Origin of the sequence: Streptomyces sp. NPDC088747, assembly GCF_044751025.1 — a bacterium.
Taxonomy (GTDB): Bacteria; Actinomycetota; Actinomycetes; order Streptomycetales; family Streptomycetaceae; genus Streptomyces.
Genome location: NZ_JBIVKZ010000024.1, coordinates 117535 through 135992, shown reverse-complemented (window position 1 = coordinate 135992; position 18458 = coordinate 117535). Strand labels below are relative to the sequence as shown.

At 70.8% G+C, this 18458-nt stretch carries 6 protein-coding genes; 2 read left to right on the top strand and 4 right to left on the bottom strand.

The annotated features are described in order from the left end of the window. Positions 1 to 216: 216 nt before the first annotated feature. Together ACIP79_RS39115 and ACIP79_RS39110 are read right to left on the bottom strand one after the other, a co-directional pair. Complete coding sequence (locus ACIP79_RS39115; RefSeq protein WP_401231858.1) at positions 217 to 5529, bottom strand: hypothetical protein; 5313 nt, start codon at positions 5527 to 5529, stop codon at positions 217 to 219. A gap of 48 nt (positions 5530 to 5577) precedes the next feature. Beyond that, positions 5578 to 13044 carry a SpvB/TcaC N-terminal domain-containing protein gene (locus ACIP79_RS39110; protein ID WP_401231855.1) on the bottom strand — a complete coding sequence of 2489 codons (7467 nt, stop codon included), beginning with the start codon at positions 13042 to 13044 and terminating at the stop codon, positions 5578 to 5580. Positions 13045 to 13222: 178 nt separating this feature from the next. Between ACIP79_RS39110 and ACIP79_RS39105 the strand changes: the two genes are divergently transcribed. Both ACIP79_RS39105 and ACIP79_RS39100 read left to right on the top strand, forming a co-directional pair. Beyond that, positions 13223 to 16189 carry an AfsR/SARP family transcriptional regulator gene (locus ACIP79_RS39105; RefSeq protein WP_401231852.1) on the top strand — a complete coding sequence of 989 codons (2967 nt, stop codon included), beginning with the start codon at positions 13223 to 13225 and terminating at the stop codon, positions 16187 to 16189. A 13-nt stretch (positions 16190 to 16202) separates the two neighbouring features. Then, positions 16203 to 17465, top strand: coding sequence for a DUF6357 family protein (locus ACIP79_RS39100; protein ID WP_401231850.1), 1263 nt, complete (start codon positions 16203 to 16205; stop codon positions 17463 to 17465). A gap of 106 nt (positions 17466 to 17571) precedes the next feature. Here the strand turns inward: ACIP79_RS39100 and ACIP79_RS39095 are convergent, their stop codons facing one another. Both ACIP79_RS39095 and ACIP79_RS39090 read right to left on the bottom strand, forming a co-directional pair. After that, the gene (locus ACIP79_RS39095; protein ID WP_401231847.1) at positions 17572 to 17928 is read right to left on the bottom strand and encodes an STAS domain-containing protein; all 357 of its coding nucleotides are present in this window, start codon (positions 17926 to 17928) and stop codon (positions 17572 to 17574) included. Further along, positions 17921 to 18325 (bottom strand): hypothetical protein, encoded by a 405-nt coding sequence (locus tag ACIP79_RS39090; RefSeq protein WP_401231845.1) that lies wholly within the window; start codon positions 18323 to 18325, stop codon positions 17921 to 17923. Before ACIP79_RS39090 ends, ACIP79_RS39095 begins: the two co-directional genes overlap by 8 nt. Positions 18326 to 18458 lie beyond the last annotated feature (133 nt).

Genomic DNA, 18458 nt, shown 5'->3' with positions numbered 1-18458 from the left:
TTGGCTGGCCACCAAGCGGTCGGCGGGGCCCAGCCCTCGCGAGCGTGGTGGCGAGGGCTGGGCCCCAGGTGATCCAGGGCAGGCCAGGGAAAGCCGGTTACGGACCAGCCCTCCGGGATGATTCCGTCTGGGGCCATAACCGTGGCGGCACGCAGGACGAACTGATCGACCCGCAGGTGTGTCCGCTGCGGCGGGAACCGTCCGCGGGGGAGAGAGTCAGCGCGTCCAGGCCGGAGCCTCTCCCTTCCAGCTCACGACGAGCAGGATGTCGTCGAGCGTGCCGGAGTCGAAGAGGGCCCTGGCGCCGGCGTCGAAGCCGAGCTGCCATTCGCCGGCCGGGCCGGTTCCCAGGAAGCCGGTCCAGGCCGTGGCATTGCCTCGCCGGGTGCCGGCGAGGCCGTTGGTCGCCGTTGCCGTTCCGCCGGTCGCACCCCGGGACAGTGAGATCACGGTGTCGGGAACCGTCACCTCGCTCGACAGGCGAACGGCGACCGCGGAGGTGGTGAGTTCGCCGATCCCGTTCGGGAAGTCGACGTCGCGCAGCGGAAGTGTGACCGACCTCGCGGCGGGGTCGGCCGGGTTGTTCAGGTCGTACCACTGGTCGGGGAAGTCCCTGGCCAGGCTGAACACACAGTCGGCGCCCCGTTCCCGGTCGGCGTTGAGCCTGGTGACCACCTGGTCGCGGTAGGTCTCGTCGTAGGCGGCGGTGTAGTCCACGGTGACCAGCAGGTCGACGATGGTGGAGTAGTCGAGCGGGTTGGCGGCGGGCGGCAGCCGGAACTCCCAGCTGGTGTCCACCCCGCAGCCCTCGAACGGCAGCAGCATGTCCGACTGGGCATCGAGTTCGAACACCCCGCTGGCGTTGACCGGCGATGTCAGGGCGACGACACCGGGGTCACTGCGGACCACGACCTCCTGGAACGTACCGTCCCGACCGGTGGTGACGCGGGAGATGCCGTTGGAGTAGAGGGTGGCCCGGATCCCCCGCTCCGGCGGCACCAGCGCGACGAGGCTGGTACGCACCTGACGGATCAGCCGCAGGTAGTGGCCGGGGAAGTCGGTGTCGAACAGAGCAGTGGGGGTGACAAAGGCCAGCGTGCCCGTGCGACGGAACTCCAGGAACTCCACCGGCATCAGGCGGGCCAGGGAGAACGTCTGCGAGAGGTTCAGGCGTCGCCGGGCGGAACTGAACGCGTACTCGTCGAGACGGGCGAGGTCCTGGGCGAGTTGTTCCGCGCCGGTGAGACCCTGCCGGTTGGGCCCGGCGTTCGAGGTCATCTCGGTGGGCGACTGACCGTAGTCCTGGCGGATCAGGACCCGGGCGGGTTCCGCCCGCTCGAAGGCGAGTTGGGCCTGCGCCTGACGGGCGGTCGCGGTGGCCTGCTGCAGGAAGTACCGGTACACCCCGCCGAGGGTGTTGCTCATCCAGAGGTACAGGTCGGCGTTGGTGAACTGGCCGTTGAGGAAGGTCAGTGTGGCCGCCGCCTGGTCGTGCTGGAGCGTTGCGACGTCCTGTTCCCGTTCGGCGATGGTGACCTGGTCGTCCGCCACGGTGATCTGTGCGGCGGCGATCTGCATGTCCTGCTGCGCGGCGACCTGTTGGCGCCGCCACTCGTCCTTGCGCTGCTCGATGCCGGCCTGCAGCTGGTTGGCCTGCATCTGTGCCTCGAGTTGGTTCTGCTTGAACTGGATACCGCCCCGGACGGCGGCGGTTGCGCTCATCGCGATCGCGAGTGCCTGCCGGGCACCGCCGCTGAAGATGGCGTCCATCATGCTGGCCCCGGACGACGCCGCCTGGGCGATGGCCAGGGCCGTGTCCGCCGCGGTGATCGCGTCCTTGACGTCACGCATCTCGCCGTAGCTGTCGAGCAGATCCTTTTCGTACTTGTTCGACGGAGAGTCGAGAGCCGCGCCGTAGGACGTGGCCATGGTGTCGGCCTTCGCCAACTGTGCGGTGGCGGCCGTGACGGCGTCGTTGGCCTCGTCGAGGCGGCTCTGCGCCACCCTGGTCTGCGCCGCGCTCAGGTCGATCGCCTTGAGGGCGTCGTAGATACGCAGGTTGCGGTCGTCGTACTTCTCCAGTGCGGCGAGAAAGCCGGCCTCCATCTGGGCGGCCTGGGCGACGAGTTGCCCGGCCCGCTCCAGCAGCACCTTGAAGCGGTAGGGGGTCGGCTGGCTGACGCTCGCCGCGGCGAGCCCCTGGGTGCGCGGCATGCCCGCGATGTTGCGGCCCTGGCGGAGCTTGGCCAGTTGCATGTCGACTCTGGTGCGCAGCGTGCGGACCTCCGGGATGGGGAGCGCCGGTTCCCCCAGGTTCGTCGGCGTCTGCGGGACCAGCGCCGCCGAGCCGAGCAGTCTGCGAGCGGTGACGTAGAGGGTGCGGGCGTGCGCGACCGATTCGTCGGTCTCCCGGGTGAACTCCGCGTCGGCGTAGTCGAGATGGCATCGGATGATCGACAGGAGCGTGTACCGGGTGTGGGGTTTCGGGCGCTTCGCGGACGCCGAGTCCGCCAGCGCGAACGGGTCGAGGCCGGTGGTCCAGTTGGCGGGGAAGGTCAGGTCGGGGCTGGAGAGCGTCTCGCTGTTGATCCGGCTGTAGATCGAGGTCGGCGAGGTCAGGTCGTAGGGATAGACGATCCAGTACCAGTCGAGCGCGGCCCGGTAGTCCCCGGCTGCCTGAAGACGTTGTGCGAGCAGCATCGGGACGGCCCAGAAGATCTCCCGGTTGTCCGCGTGGCCGGTGGAGGCCGTGGTCTCGATGCCGCTCGACACCGCCGCGAGCGCGTTCTGGTGGGCGCTTCTGCGCTGCGGGTCCAGGTAGGTGTACGGGGTGGGCAGGGTGATTCTCTTTGCCGTCAGGTAGTCGGCCGCCAGTTTGACGGCGGTGCCTGCGGTGAAGGTGGCTCCGGGCCCGCTGACCTGTGCGAAGAGGATGTCCAGGGGGAGCGTCGGGGTGCCGGGCGCCATGGTCCTGGTGCTCGGGACGAGCAGGGTGGGGTCGAGGAGCCGTTCGGGGAACAGGAAGGCGGTGGTGGCCGCCTGCCAGGTGCCCTGTTCACCCAGCCATGCCCAGGCGGCGGCGAACGTCTCAGGCCCGTTCTTGAACGTCCAGCCGGCAGCCGGGTGGTCCGAGGCCAGTTCGCCCGACCGCTTGGCCGACAGCAGCGACTGCACGCTCTCGACCGCCTGTCTGATGCGGGTCGTCCGCAGTGTCCCTCCGGCGAGCATGTCGACGAAGAACCGCGCCGACATCGACTCGCCCACATCGGTGGCGGCCGCGGAGGCGGCCAGGTCGGTGAGCAGGGCGTCACGCAGGACCGGCAGCGCGGCCTGCTCGGCGGCGGCCACGGCCTGCGCGGTGGCTTCGCCGAGCTCTGCGCGCTGAGCGATCCTGGCACGCAGCACCGACTGCCATTCGGCACGGGCCTCGCCCTCGGCACGGTGGGGCTCGGGTGCGGGGCCGGTGCCGCCGGCGATGAAGAAGTCCGGTGAGAGCACGAAGCCCGACTCCGCCGCCCGCCAGGTGGGGTACAGCTGCCGACGCTTGTGCGCACCGGTGAGAACGGCCAGGCCGTCGTCCCACTCGGCCGTGGTGACGGTTCCCGCCTCGGCCAGCGCGCTCAGTTGTCTCAGACACAGGAAGCCGGCCCGGGTCAGGCCACGGTCGGCGAGGGTGCCGTCGATGTCGACGCCCTGCGCGTCCTGGGCCGCGAGGGCGGCCAGGTCGAGGCCGGGCTGCGCCAGTGTGAGCATCGCGGTCAGTGCCGCCGCCGGTGTCTTGTCGGTCCTGAGGGCGGCAAGGGTCGCCCGGTACGTGGTGAGCGCCTGAGCCCGGTCCGTCAGCAGCTTGCGGATGGGGTCGCCGACCGGTCCGCCGATCACATCGCCGGCGTTGATCACGTCGGGGTCGGCCAGCACGGTGAACACCCGTGGCACGTCGGGGTGTTGGTCCTGTCCGGCCCAGGCCAGTGACTGGGCGGACAGCCGCCAGCCGAGCAGCAGTGGCACACCGGGGACGCGCAGCGGGTCGGAGGCGGTGGTCGACGGCAGACCGAACAGGGTCTCCAGTGCGGCCTCGGTGAGGGCGGGCCCGTCGATGAGGAGTCGATCGAGTTCGTCGGGTGCGGCCGCCGAGAGCCGGATGCCGAGCCGGCCGGCGAGCGCACGGCGGACCGCGGGGTCGGCACCACGGGCCAGCCGCAGTTCCGCGTACGACGTTCCGGCGGCGGCGAGCAGGGACGTGTAGGCGGTGGTGCGGTACCGCAGCTCCAGGGCGGCGCCGGGGGTGGTGGGGGTGCTCGTGGCGGCGATGCGGGCCCGCAGGAGTTCGACGGGTATCCGTAGTTGGTTGACCTCGTGGCCGCCCAGGTCGGCCTCGGCGGACAACGGCTGGCTGAGCCGGTCGAGCGGCTGGCCGAGCGCGGCGACCAGGGTGGCGGTGTCCAACGGCGCGGCGGGCGGGCCGGGCACGCCCACCTGCTCGTGTGCGAAGGACAGCAGAGCGGCGAGATACTCCCGCTCGTCCAGCCGCTGCTCCAGCGTCTGGGGCACGTACGAACTGATCACCGTCGCCTGTACGTTCTTGGCGGATACGTTGCCCGCGTTGTCGGTCGCCCACAGGTACACGGTGTGCGCGCCGAACCCGGTCAACGGGACGTCGGCGGTCCAGTTCCGGAAGTCGCTGCCGGCCCCCGGTTTCGCCAGGGTTCTGGTGCCGGTCGGGGACAGCGCCCACTCCACCTTCGCGCTGCCGCCGGTCATGCCGCTCTGCGCGTCGGGAGCCGTCCCCTGCAACGGTGCCGTGGCGGCGCCCGCGCTGTCGCCGAACACGGTGACGGCCGCGACCTGCAGGTTGGGTGGTGAGGCGTCGCGGCCGGTGAACGTGCGGGTCTGCGTCGCGGTGAGGCCGTCGGGATCGGTGCAGGTGATGGTCACGGGTCGAGCCCCGAGCGGCATCGGCAGCAGGTTGACCGGTATCTGGTACGACGTGGCGCCGGCGTACGTCACCGGCGTGGTCGTGTTGTCCCGGGTGACGGAGATGGTGAGCGGAGTGATCTGGGCCCGGGTGACGTTGAACTGGACGTTGACCTGACCGCTTCCCTCGAACAGGTCGACCGTGCTGCCGGCTGCCGGGGCCGTCCAGGTGAACGCCGGTGGCAGGGCGGCCAGTACCTGGATGGTCTGGGTGCTGCTGAGCGCGGCGGACGTCGCCGACCACACGTCGGGCCACTGCTCGGGGTAGGGGACGTAGAAGTCGATCGCGTGGTAGTTGGCGGTCACCTTGACCGACACCGGTGTGCCCGGCGGGAGGAACGCCGGCAGCGTCACCTGGGCCGTCCACGCTCCGCCCGAACTGGTCGCCTGGACCGCGGGCTCCCCGGCGACGGACACCATCACCGAGTTGAGGATGTCGTACGGGTCGTGGTCACCGCTCTGTGCGACGAGCCCGTTCACCTGGGCTCTCACCACGATCGTGCGACGCACCACCGTGTTCGCGGCGGGCCCTGTGATCTGTACGGTCACGCTCATGTTTCTCTCTCCATCTCCTTGTTCGAGCGCTGGACAGTGACTCGCCGGTCAGCGACTTCTTCTGAGGTTGGGCGGGCTGGAAGGGGGCGCTGTCGGCGGCACGGTCGCGTAGTCGGGGAAGCCCACGAACCTGACGTTGAAGCTGTCGCCGGGGCGTACGCCGAGCCGGTTCAGCTCGTTGCCCAACTGCGAGCCGAAGGACGCGTTGACCCTCGCGTCGCCGAAGTAGTAGGTGGTCCCCACCGGTCCACCCGGAGTCAGGTGCTTGTTGGCGACGGAGTCGAGCGGATGCATGGCCTGCAGCCCGGTTCTGTCGAAGCCGCTCTTGTCCATGTGGTTCCTGGCCGTTCTGCGGAGCGCGCCGTCGTTCGGAAGCCTTTGACCACGGATCAGCGGCCCGTCGGTCTGCGCCCATTCGATGTTGAACCGCCCGAACTGGGCGTCGCTGGGGGAGCTCGCCATCGCGGAGGTGTAGTTGATGGTCGCCACGGGCGGCTGGGGCGCGGCGGGTGGCGCGGAGGGGGTGGGGGTGGTGGTCGGCCGTGGCGGCCGCATCCCGGAGAAGGCGTCCACCATCGTCTTGGCACCCAGCGTGGACTCGACGACGGCGCGCGAGTACATGCTCAGGCGGGCGAAACGCTCAAAACCCGCGGTGTTGATCGTCCAGTCGAGAGGAAGGTGGTTGTCCGGGTCGACGCCGCTGGGCCCCCACGTGTTCCACACCTGGGTGCTGACGTGGCAGAGCGTGCACCCCCATCGCTTGTCCATCAGCTCGCGAGCGAAGGTCTGATCCGGCCCGAGACTGTCGTAGCGCCGGTTGCCCGCCGCGCCCCGTCCACCGACCATCATCGAACTGAAGAATCCGCTGACCCCCTTCTGGTAGGGGATGTCGTCCTCTCGCAGGGAACCCGCGGGGCCGTCCGCCGCCTTCGCGGGCGGGCTGCCCTGGCCGGACGGCTTCTTGTCGTCGGCGCCGTCGGGGTCCACCAGCCCCAGTGGGTTGTTCGACACATACCGGTAGCTGGACGCTCCGTGCGGAGAAGTGAGCGGGTCGCAGGACGTCCATCTGGCCAGCCACGGTGCGTAGAAGCGGGCGTGGTGGTGGCCGAGTCCGCTCTCCTCGTCGCGCTCCTGGCCGGTGAAGCGGTACCGCTTGCGGGCGTAACTGCCGAAGCTCGTCTCGCCGAAGGGCGTGTACTCCTCGCGGTTGACGAGTGCGCCGGCGCCGTCCACGACGGTGGTGCTGCTGCCGAGATGGTCGGCGAGGTGGAGGGCGGTGGCCGGGCCGCGGTCGTCGGGGTGCGCCGTGCCGAAGCGGACGAGAGCGATCCGCCGGCTTTCGTCCATGACGTGCACGAGGTTGTTCGTGCCGGGCTGCGTTCCGTTCCAGCGACGGTGCTCGAAGGAGCCGTCCAGATAGTGGGTCACCTCGACGGCGCCGCCCTGTCGTCGGACCAGCTTCTTCACCCGCTGCCCGGTGGCGTCGTAGAGGTAGTGGGCGTGTATTGACGGTTCGGCGCCCGGTGTCTGCGTGGCGAAGGTGACGAGCCGGTCGGTGTGGTTCCAGGTGAAGTGCCGACTGGTCGTCTCGGCGGTCAGGTTGCCGTTGGGGTCGTAGGCGTAGTCGTAGGGCAGGGTGCCCACGGTCGTCCGGCGCAGCCTGTTGCTGTCGGCCGCGGCCGTGAAGTCCCGGGTGAAGCCGCCGGTACTGGCGTGGGCGAGTTGCAGCAGGGTGCCGGCCGGGTCGTAGCGGTAGGTCTCGGAGTAGGACTGGGCGCTGGTGATGTCGGTGCCGCGGGGCATGTCGCTCCACGGGTCCCCGGTCGGCGGCGTCCGGTGTTCGCGGCCGGTGGCGGTCACCAGCCGGTAGGTGGGGTCGTAGGTGAAGTGCCGGTCCAGGGCGTCGCCGCTGCCGAGCAGGGCGCGCAGTCCGGGGGAGTCACCGCTCAGTGCTTGGGGGTTGCCGGGAATGCCGCTGCCCGGAGTGCGGTCGCGCAGGGTGGTCAGGTTGCCGGCCAGGTCGTAGGCGTAGCCGATGTCCTGGACGGCGGGTCCCGTCGGCCGGTAGGCCGTCGTGCCGACGAGGGTGTAGTGCTCGGTGCGCAGCCGGACCGGCCGGACGGTGTGGGGGTCGTAGGCGTAGCGCGTCATCACGCCGTTGCCGTAGGCGATCAGCGACCTCTGGCCCTTGGCGTCGTAGGCGATGCGTTGGACGTGGACGGTGCTGTCGAGCTGCACCTGCTCCAGCGCGCCCGCACGGTCGTAGGTGTGGTAGAGCACATGCCGATTGCCCTCCACGTCGATGGGCAGGAAGCACCTCTTGACCCGGTTGAGGGCGTCGTACTGCGCGGAGGTGACGTAGGAGGTGGGCTCCAGCAGCTGGGCGTCGCGCTGGGCCTGCGTCTGGCCGGGGCCGGGCGTCCAGTCGACCCGGAACGGCCGCACCTGCCAGTCGGCCGTGGCCGCCCGTTCGTAGGTGGCCAGCACGGGCGCGTCGGCGATCACCGTGCGGGTGCTCTGCACCGTGTTGCCCTTGAAGTCGACCGAGCCCGTGGTGACGCAGCCGGCTTCGTCCCGGTGCTGGACTACTCGGCCCAGGAGGTTGCGGCTGCGGGCGCCGTTGCGTTCGGCGGGACGCTGCGTGGGCGTGCCGGCGTCGCCGTAGTCGACGCGCTGGCGCAGGGTGACCGTGTCGCCGGCGTCGTCCCTGGCCCAGACGCGGGTCGGCCGGTGCAGCACGTCGAAGGTGCCCAGCGTGAGGGCGCCTTTGCTGTCGCGGCTCTCGATGACGTTGCCCAGGGCGTCGGGGACGGTGTCGCGGCGGCCCGCGTCGATGCTGTCCGTGCGCCAGCGCCGCTTGGCGAGGTCGAAGGAGTGCCGGAAGGCTTCCCGGCCCAGCGCGTCGGTGACAGCCACCAGGTTGCCCTGGATGTCGTACGCCGAGCGCGTGACGAACCGGTCGCCCGGCGCCCTGCCATTGCGCGCCACCGCGGTGACCGTGCGGCCGAGCGCGTCGACCTCGGTGCTCGCCGGGGTGTCCCAGTGCCCCGCGTAAGGCTGCGCCTGTGCCGGATGGGTGCGGCCGGCGTTGTCGTTCGCGTCGTAGGTGTAGGACTCCCACGGCGTCGGCAGACAGTGGCCGGGATCCGTGAGGTCGGCCGGCACACCGAAGAGGACCCGCTGCTCGCTGCCGTCCGGGTTCACCGTGCGCTCGACCCTTCCGCACGGGTCGTGGAAGACGGTCACCTTCTGGCCGAGCTGAGCGTCGGAAGGCGGCGCGTAGTCGTATCCGGTGGAGAAGAACGGCTCGTACTTCCAGATCGCCCGGCCCTTGTTGTCGTACACCTGCCAGCCGGACACGACCACGTTGTCCGGGCTGTCCGTTGCCCTGGTGCGGCCGGTCGAGTCACCCCCCGGTGTGAGGACGTCGGCCGGGATGGCGTTGCCGCCGTGAGCCGGGTCGCCGAAGAGCGTGTCCTCGGCCTGGGAGCGGGTCTGCAGCACCCGGCCGAAACCGTCGGAGTACACCACCGACACGATCACCTCGTCACGCCTGTCGGCCGCGACGTCGGGCTCGGTGTCGTGATGCGTCCGCCGGATGCTGCGTACCGAGGCCGGCCGGCCCCGCCGGGCGAACGCGTGCATGTCGTAGACCGTGCGCACACCCGGCGCGTCGCGGTCGCCCTCGCCGCCCTTGCCGCGCACGTACTGGGCGGTGACCAGCCCGGCCGGGGAGAACGTCACTGTTGTGGTGTTGCCGTTGACGTCGGTCACCTCGCGCGGGCGCAGAACCCGGTGGTCGTTGACCGCCAGGACCTCCAGGCCCGCGGCGTCGACCGTGCGGACCACCAGCAGATCGTGCTCGTCGTAGTCGACCGTGCTCTGCGCGCCGAGCGGATCGAGGGTGGCCACGGGCATGCCCCGCGGCACACGGCCAGTGACATGGACGTCGTAGCGGTGGCGGCCGGACACGACGTAGAAACCCCCCGGCGATCCCGGCACGTCACCGTCGGCGTATCGCCGGTATCCGGCCAGGGCAGGCAACGAGGCACGGAACTCGGCCGGATACTCCGCGGGCCACCCGCTCACCGGCCCGGCGCCCAGGACGGGCGGTCGAGGCCCCACCGCCAGGGGATCGCGGGCCCGGTACAGGTCATCGAGGAAGGCGTCGGTGAATGCGAGCGACTCGGTGCGCATCGGCAGGCCGTGCTCGCCCAGCGCTCCGAGGGCGAGCCCGACGAACGCCTCACCGTCGAAGTGCGTACGGGTGTGGCCGATCACACGCAGGGACAGGGCCGCTCCTTGCACCGGGCCTGCTCCTTGCCCCGGACCTGCTCCCTGCACCGGGCCCACTCCCTGCCTCGGGCCCGCTCCTTGCACCGGGCCCACTCCTCGCACCGGACCCCGTCCCTCCGCCGGATCCGCTCCCTCCACCCGGCCCGTCAGGATCGCGTCCCGCAGGGCGGGCACCGGCAGGCGGCCGTCGTTGACGACCTCGTAGCTCGTGGTCCTGGCGACCCGGTCGACGAGATAGCGGTCGCCGTCGTCCCGGCGTGCGTACTCCGTGGTGGCGTACGTAGCCAGGTACGGTTCCGGCTCCGGGCCGGTCGCGGCGGCCGCCAGCGGATCGCGGCCGCGCGGCACGGCGACGGAGATCTCCCCGGTCGCGAACCCGTACGCGTCGTACCCGGTAGAGAAAGTGAACCGAGTCATCGGCTCCGGGCCGCGCTCCCACCGGGTGGTGCGCTCGCCGAGGGAGAACGGGAAGAAGACGCGTTCCCGCTCGGGCCGACCATCCCCCTCGTCCTCTCCCGCGCCCGGCTCCTCCCGCAGGCCCGACAGGGTCTCCGTCACGGAGTAGGGCCGGTCGGCCAGTGGGCTGCCGTCCAGCGCGAACACCTCGGTGCGCAGCGCCTGTCCGCGCAGGGTGCGCAGCGCGGCGCGACGGGCGGCCCGTGGCAGACTGGCGAGAAACGCGAGCTGGTCGGCGGGTCTGGACAGCATGGGTGCGTCACCCGGCCAGTACTCGTGGCGCAGGTCGAGCTCGGTCCAGTCACCGGCCTCGTCGGCGGCGACCGGACCGCAGTGGAACCAGCTCCTGGTGAGCACGGGCGGCGCGAGGTGCCCGTCCGGCACGCCGGCGCCCGCCGCCGTGCCGAACGTCTCCGTGTCCACGTGCTCGACCAGCGCGAACCCTCGGAACTCGCGCTCGACGCCGTCCCAGTACCCGTGGCGGTAGCGGTACTCGGTGCTCAGCGTGCCGCCCGAGATCCGGTCGGCCACCTCCGTCCGCGTCACCACGTGCACCGGGAAGGGCAGCGTGGTGCGCCAGCGGGTGGCGGGGTCGGCGACATCGCGCAGGTACTCCTGCGTCGACGGCGCGTACGTGATGCGGGTGACGGCCCCGAGACTGTTGTCCATCGTCGTGAGCAGATGGGGCTTCACCCCACCGGTGAAGTCCAGGAAACGCACCTGGGGCCCGCCCGAGACGCCCACCGTCCCGCGCACCAACAGTCCGGCCATTCCGCTGCCGTACAGGTCGGACAGTTCGAGGGCGTCGGCGTCGGACACCGGCGGGGTGCCGCGGACGACGATCGGGGCGTCGGTCCAGCTGTTGCCCGACCGGTTGCCCCACAGCAGCACCCGCCCGTTGTCGACGTACAGCAGGTCCGCGGCACCGTCGCCGTCGATGTCGCCGAGGAGCACGCGGCGCGGGTCGTAACCCTCGGGCAGGCGGGGCGCGTTGCTCATCTGTTTCCGCGCGCCCCATCGGTTGTGCCCGAGGCTGGGCCAGTAGGAGATGTTCCCGTTGCGCAGCAGCACGAGGTCCTGAAGGCCGTCGCCGGTCATGTCCGCCAGCCGCACCCGCGGATCGGCGAGGTCGACCGGAGGCCCGCCGCCGGGAGCCACCGCGGTGCGCCGCCAAGCCGCGCGGGAATCACGGTCGTTGAACCACGCCTGCAGGCGGGTGCCCGACCGCAGGACGTCGGTGAGCCCGTCGCCGTCGAGGTCGATCAGTTTCACCCGCGGGTCGGAGGCGCCGAGAGCGGGGGACTGCGGGTAGCGGGTGAAGCCGCGGCGGCTCCAGCCCGCGAAGGACATCGGGTAGTAGCCCGCCGTGGGGCCCCCGTCGCTGCCCGCTGTGCCCGACGCGGGCGCGAGCAGATCGGGCCGCCCGTCGCCGTCGGCGTCCAGAAACCGGACGCCCGGCTGTGCGAGCGACAACGGGGGCGCCTGGGCCATCGAGCGGGGCATTTCGAAGCGGCCGCCGCCCGCGTTGCGCCACACCCGCGCGGCCGCGCCGAGTTCCACGACGTCGGGCAGTCCGCCGCCGTGCAGGTCCACCAGCGCGAGCGTGGGACTGTTCAACCCGGCCGCCGGGAAACCGGGACCGGTCACCGGGGAGAACCCGCGCCCGCTCGGGTCGAACGCCGAGTACCCGAAGATCAAGGGCGGCAGCATCTCCTCCATCGCCGGTGCCGGTGCCGGTGCCGGTGCCGGCGGGTCGGTGGCGGGAACTCCACCTGCTCCATCGCCCTGGCCGGCCGGGGCCCCTGACGCGTCGATCCCCACCTCGGTCACGCTCGCGAGCAGCGACACACCGTTGAACTCCGCCTGCCGATAGGCGAGTCGGTACTCCCGCGCCACCCGCGCCACCCCGTCCACGGCATGGGTCGTCACCCGGATCGTGTCGCAGCGCAGCGACGTCCGGACCTCGAAGCCCGCCCGGTACTCGGAGAACGCGTCGGGGCGCGAGGAGTACACGAAGTCGACGGAGACCATGAACGACGGGTCGGCCCGGTCTCCGTAGTCGCCGTAGGAGATACCGGCCAGGAGCGGCTGGGACCACGACCGCCCCTGCTCGGTGCCCGCGTCTTCGCGGTACACGTACCGGACGAGGTTGCCGAGAGAGTCGACGGCTTCGGTGATCTTCCAGCCGAAGACGCGGCCCGCGTCGCGCGGGTCGGCGGTCACCGCCGGGTCCCTCCAGGTGTCCGGAGCCTGCGCGGGGCGCCGCGTCCCGTATCTGCTGAGCGAGCCGTCCTTGCTCCGGACCTCCCAGTAGTCACCCGTCGCGTCCCTGATGTGCTCGATCCGGGCGAACAACCCCTCCGTACGGGGCCGGTAGCGCACCCGGCCCGGATAGGTACCGGCGACCGGCACCAGATCCTCGGCACCCGACAGCATGAACACATCGGCCCGCTCGCCTCTCGGCCCGGCGGCGTCGAGGTATTGCGGAACGCCGTGCGACGTCTTGCGTGTGACACCGGGCAGGCCCAGTTGCCAACCGAGACCGAACGGCCCGTTCCCGTTGCCGGTGCTGTAGCCGAGAGCCGGCGAGGGCGTCGCCCCCGGGCGCCCGGTAGACACCGTCAGTGGCACGGACATGTTGCCCGTCCCCGTGAACAGATCGGGGGAGAACTTCTCGCCCAACCCGCCGACCGCGCCGCCCCCTTGGGGCAGGGAGATCGCCGAACCCGCCGCCGTCGAGTCCGCGCTGCCCGCAGAAGTCATGGTGCCTCCCCATAGGTCGAGCTCCGGTGACCGCCACCCCGCCCCGACGGGCGCCGGTCGACGGAATACCGAAGTGCCCGTCAGCGTGGGCTCCGTGTGTGGGTGGAAACGTTGCCGATAAGTTGTCGCCCGGAGCGCCACGCGTGGACGGGGCCGATCGGTACGGGGGTGCGGACGCGTGATTCGACTGCGACTGCTGGGTCCGGTGGAACTTGTGGTGGGGGAGCGGACCGTGGAGATCGGACCGCCTCAACGCAGAGCCGTGCTGGCCGCGTTGGCGGTCGACGCCGGCCGGCCCGTGGCGGCTGACCGGCTGATCCAGCGGGTCTGGGGTGTGAACCCGCCGGAAGGGGCGCGGCGGGCACTGCACGCCCACATCGCCCGGCTCCGCCGCCTGTGCGAGCAGACCGCGAAGGACGGCGCCGACGCCCAGTTATGCCTGGTACGGCGCTCCGGCGGATACCTCCTGGAGACGCTCGCGGACCAGGTGGACCTGCTCCGCTTCCGCCGCCTGGCCGACCGGGCCAGGGAGACGGACCGGACGGACGACGAACGGGCGGCGCTCCTGCGTGAGGCACTGGGCCTTTGGCGCGGCGAACCGCTGGCCGACGTGGGCGGACAGTGGGCGGAGCGGGTGCGCGAGGCGTGCCGGCGCCAGCACGTGGACGCCACCGTCGGATGGGCAGCCGCGGAGTCACACGCCGGCGACCCCCGTGCCGTGATCGGCCCGCTCACCGACCTCCTGGACGAGTTTCCCCTGGTGGAACCCCTGGCTGAGGCCCTGATACGGGCCCTGCACACCGCCGGTCGCGGCGCGGAGGCGCTGGACCGCTTCGCCGCCGTCAGACGAAGCCTGGCGGAGGAACTGGGCGCCGACCCCGGTCCCGGACTCCGCGATGCCCACCGGACGATCCTGCGAGGAACCCCACCCACCCCCACTCGGCGACCGGCAGTTCAGCACAGGCCCGAGCCCGTCCCCACTCAGCCCGCTCCTGCCCCGCCCGTCCCCTCCCCGGCGCCGCCTTTGCCGGCGACAGCACCTTGGCCAGGGACGGCACCCGCTCAACTGCCCATGGGTGTAAGGGTGTTCACCGGCCGAGGCGAAGAGCTGGCGCAACTCGACACGATCCTCGCGTCAACGGCTCTCCAGCCGTCAGCCGTGGTGATCTCAGCACTGTCAGGCACCGCGGGAGTAGGCAAGACCACACTGGCCGTGCACTGGGCACGCCACGCACAACAGGCCTTCCCCGACGGACAGTTGTATGTGAACCTGCGCGGATTCGGCTCCGACAGATCGGTGATGCACCCGGCCGAGGCGGTACGCGGCTTCCTGGACGCCTTCGGAGTTCCACCCGCCCGCATCCCGGCCGGCCTGCAAGCACAGGCCGGCCTCTACCGCAGTCTGCTGGCCGGACGGCGGGTCCTGGTGGTGCTCGACAACGCCCGCGACGCCGAACAGGTCCGTCCACTGCTGCCCGGAGCCCCGGGCTGTCTGGCGCTGGTCACCAGCCGGAAGCTCCTGACCAGCCTCGCCGTGGCCGAAGGTGCCCATCTGCTGACCGTCGGCCTCCTCACCTCCCACCAGGCACAAGACCTGCTGACCGGCCGACTGGGCGCCTACCGGGTGAACGCGGAACGCACAGCCGTCGCGGAGATCGTCGGACGCTGCGCGGGACTGCCCCTGGCACTGGCGATCGTAGGAGCCCGCGGAGCCGGCCGGCCCCGACTCCCGCTCGCCGCACTCGCCGAGGAACTGCGCCGGGCCGACAACCGCCTGAACGCCCTGGACGGCGGGGAGACGAACAGCCAGGTACGTACGGTGTTCTCCTGGTCCTACGACGCGCTGAGCCCCGAAGCGGCCAGACTCTTCCGGCTCCTCGGCCTGCACCCCGGCCCCGACGCCGCGCTGCCCGCCATCGCCGCACTCGCGGGGACACCGATCACGCGCACCGCCGCCCTGCTCACCGAACTCGTCGACGGACACCTCCTCACCGAAGACACCCCGGGCCGCTACGGCTTTCACGACCTGCTCCGCGTGTACGCCGCCGAACTGGTCGCCTCTCTCGACAATGACCTGGACCGGCGTACAGCCCTGCACCGGCTCCTCGACCACTACCTGCACACCGCTCACACCGCCGACGTGCTGCTCACCCCGCAACCGAATCCGGTCCCGCTGCCTCCCGCCCAGCCCGGCGCCGCGCCCGAGATCCTCACGGACCACGAGCAGGCACAGGCCTGGTTCACCGCGGAACACGCCGTTCTCGTCGCCGCACTGGAACAGGCCTCCGCCAGTGGCTTCGACAGCCACAGCTGGCGGCTCGCCGCGGCCCTCACCACCTTCCTCGACCGGCACGGATACGCCCGCGTACTCGCCGCCGTGCAGACGACCGCCGTGAAAGCAGCACGCCGACAGGGCGACCGCACCGGCCAGGCGGGCGCTCACCGGGGACTCGGCCTCGCCCAGGACCGGTTGGACCGTACCGACGACGCCCGCGGTCACTACCTGCTCGCCCTGGAACTCTTCGCCGAACTCGGCAACGACGCAGGGCAGGCCCGCACTCACCAGCACCTCGCCCGGATGTCCGCCGTGCAAGGCCACTCACAGCAGGCACTCGACCACGCCGGCCACAGCCTCAAGCACTACCGGGCCGCCGCCGACCGGGCCGGGCAGTCCGCCGCCCTCAACCACATCGGCTGGCTCCACGCCCAGCTCGGCGACCTCCACGAAGCCCTTGCACACTGCCGCCAAGCACTCGAACTCGCCCAGGAGACCGGAGACCTCAACGGCCAGGCCCACACCTGGGACAGCCTCGGCTACATCCAGCATCACCTCGGCGGCCTCGCACAAGCCGTCGACTGCTACCGGCAGGCCATCGACCTCTTCCACCGCACCGGCGCCCGCCAGAGTGAGGCCGCCGCCCTCCTGTGCCTGGGCGAGATCCACCAGGCCGACAACCACCTCGACGCCGCCCGCACGGCCTGGACCCGAGCTCTGACCATCACCGACGAACTGGGCCTGGCAGACACAGACCCCCTCCGCACGGAACTCCTCACCCGCCTCGACAGTCACACCCACCTCCGAAGCGGCCACTCCGCTCCAGACGCCCACTGGTCGGATCACGATGACGCGGCCGATGTCAGGTGACCATAGTGAGTTCATGAGCGACATCGTTTTCACGCGCACGAGCGGCTGGATCCCGGGCGTGATCCGCGAGGGCGGCGAGCTGAAACTGACGCTCGGTGCCGGGGCCGACGCCAACCACGAGCCCCGCACGTTCGCGTTCTCGATCAGCGAAGCCCATCTCGCGGTGATCCGGGAGGACCTGGCCAGACACCTGCTGCTGTGGAGCGCGGTCCTTCCGCTGTGCGACGCCGCCGGAACCCGAGGACGACTCGACGAGAACGCTGCCGCCGCGCTCCTGGACCCGATCCTCCTCGCCGCGCCCGCGGACGTCGACGCGCTCTTCCAACGCATCCGGTGGGACAGGAGCCGGCTCATCGCCCACGGGGCCGACATCGGTCTGCTTGAGCGCGGTCAGGTGTACGCGGCGATGCGCGCGGCGACGGAGACGTCAAACGCGAAACGAGCTCAGGAGTACCAGGCGGACCGCCGTCGCGCCGAGCGCGGAGCAGTACTCGGTCCACTCGACGCCGCGATATTGAGGTTCACGGGCCAGTATGTGCACGGCGCGACGGTTCCGAGGAGGGTGCCCGCTGCCGTCGATCCCAGGCTGCTCCCGGAGGTCATGCGGGTGATCGCCACCGCGGAGCAGGCGTGCGCCGGGATACGGATCGGCCGCGATCCGCGGCGGGGAAACCGCGCCACGGACAGACGCGACTGGGACCGGATGGAGACGACGGTCGAAGCGGCCGTGCGCCGTGCACACCCTGAGCTCGTCGATGACGCGGTGCGTACCGTGAGCTTCCTGATGTGCTCGGAGGCCGCGGACCGCTCCAGGAGCACACCCGTGGAGGATGACGAGGAGGCTGCCGACCACCGCGCCGACTCCGGCGGGAGCGCGAGGAAGACGGTCCTGTTGTTCACCGACGACAAGGGTGTCGAGAAGAAGTGGCTACGGGAGAGTCCCCGCACTGCCGCCGCGGAGTTCTGGGAGTTCGTCGGCCATCGCTCTGCCGCGGACAACGAAGTGTTCACCATCGAGGACGAGGAGATGGGCGAAGGGATTCAGCTCCACTTCTACGCCAACTCCATCGCCCGGATCACGACGCTGCGCCAGGGTGAAGGCGGGTCGGATCCGGAGTACCGGGTCGAGTACAGCCTGGTCGACGGCATGAGTGGGTACCGGAACCTGGTGAGCGTCTTCGTCCGCGGCGGCTACGCCGCACTCGAACAGCACGGTCCCTGGATCTCGGATGTCGCCGAGTTCGAGCGCGCGCGTCGGCGGCGTGACGCCCGGTAACCCCAACGGGAGCCCGCGCACCGAGCGTTGTCCAACCCCATGTTCATGCGGGGTGAAGGACGCGGACGCGTCGCCCGCTTCCCTCGTGCGTCGCGACTCGAAGCGCTCAAGCCTGAAGGCCTCTGATGGCGTCTTCGACAGTGGGCCGGAAGGTGAAGAGGTGATCGAGGCCGATGATACGGAAGACATTCATCAGGTGGCCGTTGAGGCCGACAAGGATCAAGGAAGTCCCCGTCTGCTGGGCACGCTGGTAGGCGCCGATGAACACGGTGATGCCGGTGGAGTCGCAGTAGGTCAGTTCGGAGACGTCGAGCAGTACGGCGACATCGGTGGTGAAGGGCGTTTCCTGGATCAGCGTGCTGAGTTCCGGTGCCGTGTGGTGGTCGAGTTCCCCGGCGACGACCAGCACGATGGCGTTGTGCGCGTGGGTGCTTCGGGTGGCAGTGAGAGTGCGGTCAGTCACCTGTTCTCCTGAGGGGGGTGGGGATGTGCGGCGGTGCGGGACGGACAGGGCGAGCAGCGCGGCCCTCTTCGAGGGCATCGGTGACGACGCACGGTCCGTCTGCACGGGGAGGGAAAGCGCGCAGGGCGGAGTCGCGAGATATCTCCTGGACGCCCTGGAAGCCGTGCGTGGCTTTGAACCACACCCGGTCGCTGGCCATGCCCGCCACGCTGTCCACGACCGCCACGCCGGCCATGGGCACGTCGAAGATGCGGGCCGCGAGCGAAGCGATCTTGTCGATTGCGCCGTCGGGAGGGGTGTCCGGCACCGCATAACGACGTACCGCGGTGAGCCGCCGCTGCTCGTCCGCCGCAGTAACCTCCGCTTTCTCCTGGAAGGCGTACCCGGCCCCCGTCATCTCGCCTCCCGCCCTCCCTGTAGACCGTGCCTGTTCGTCCGAGACGCGGCTGACCTATCCTACGGATCACGTCAACGACTTCCCCCGGGCCGTCCAAAAGCACCGCGGGCACTCCACTGTTTTGTGGAGCATG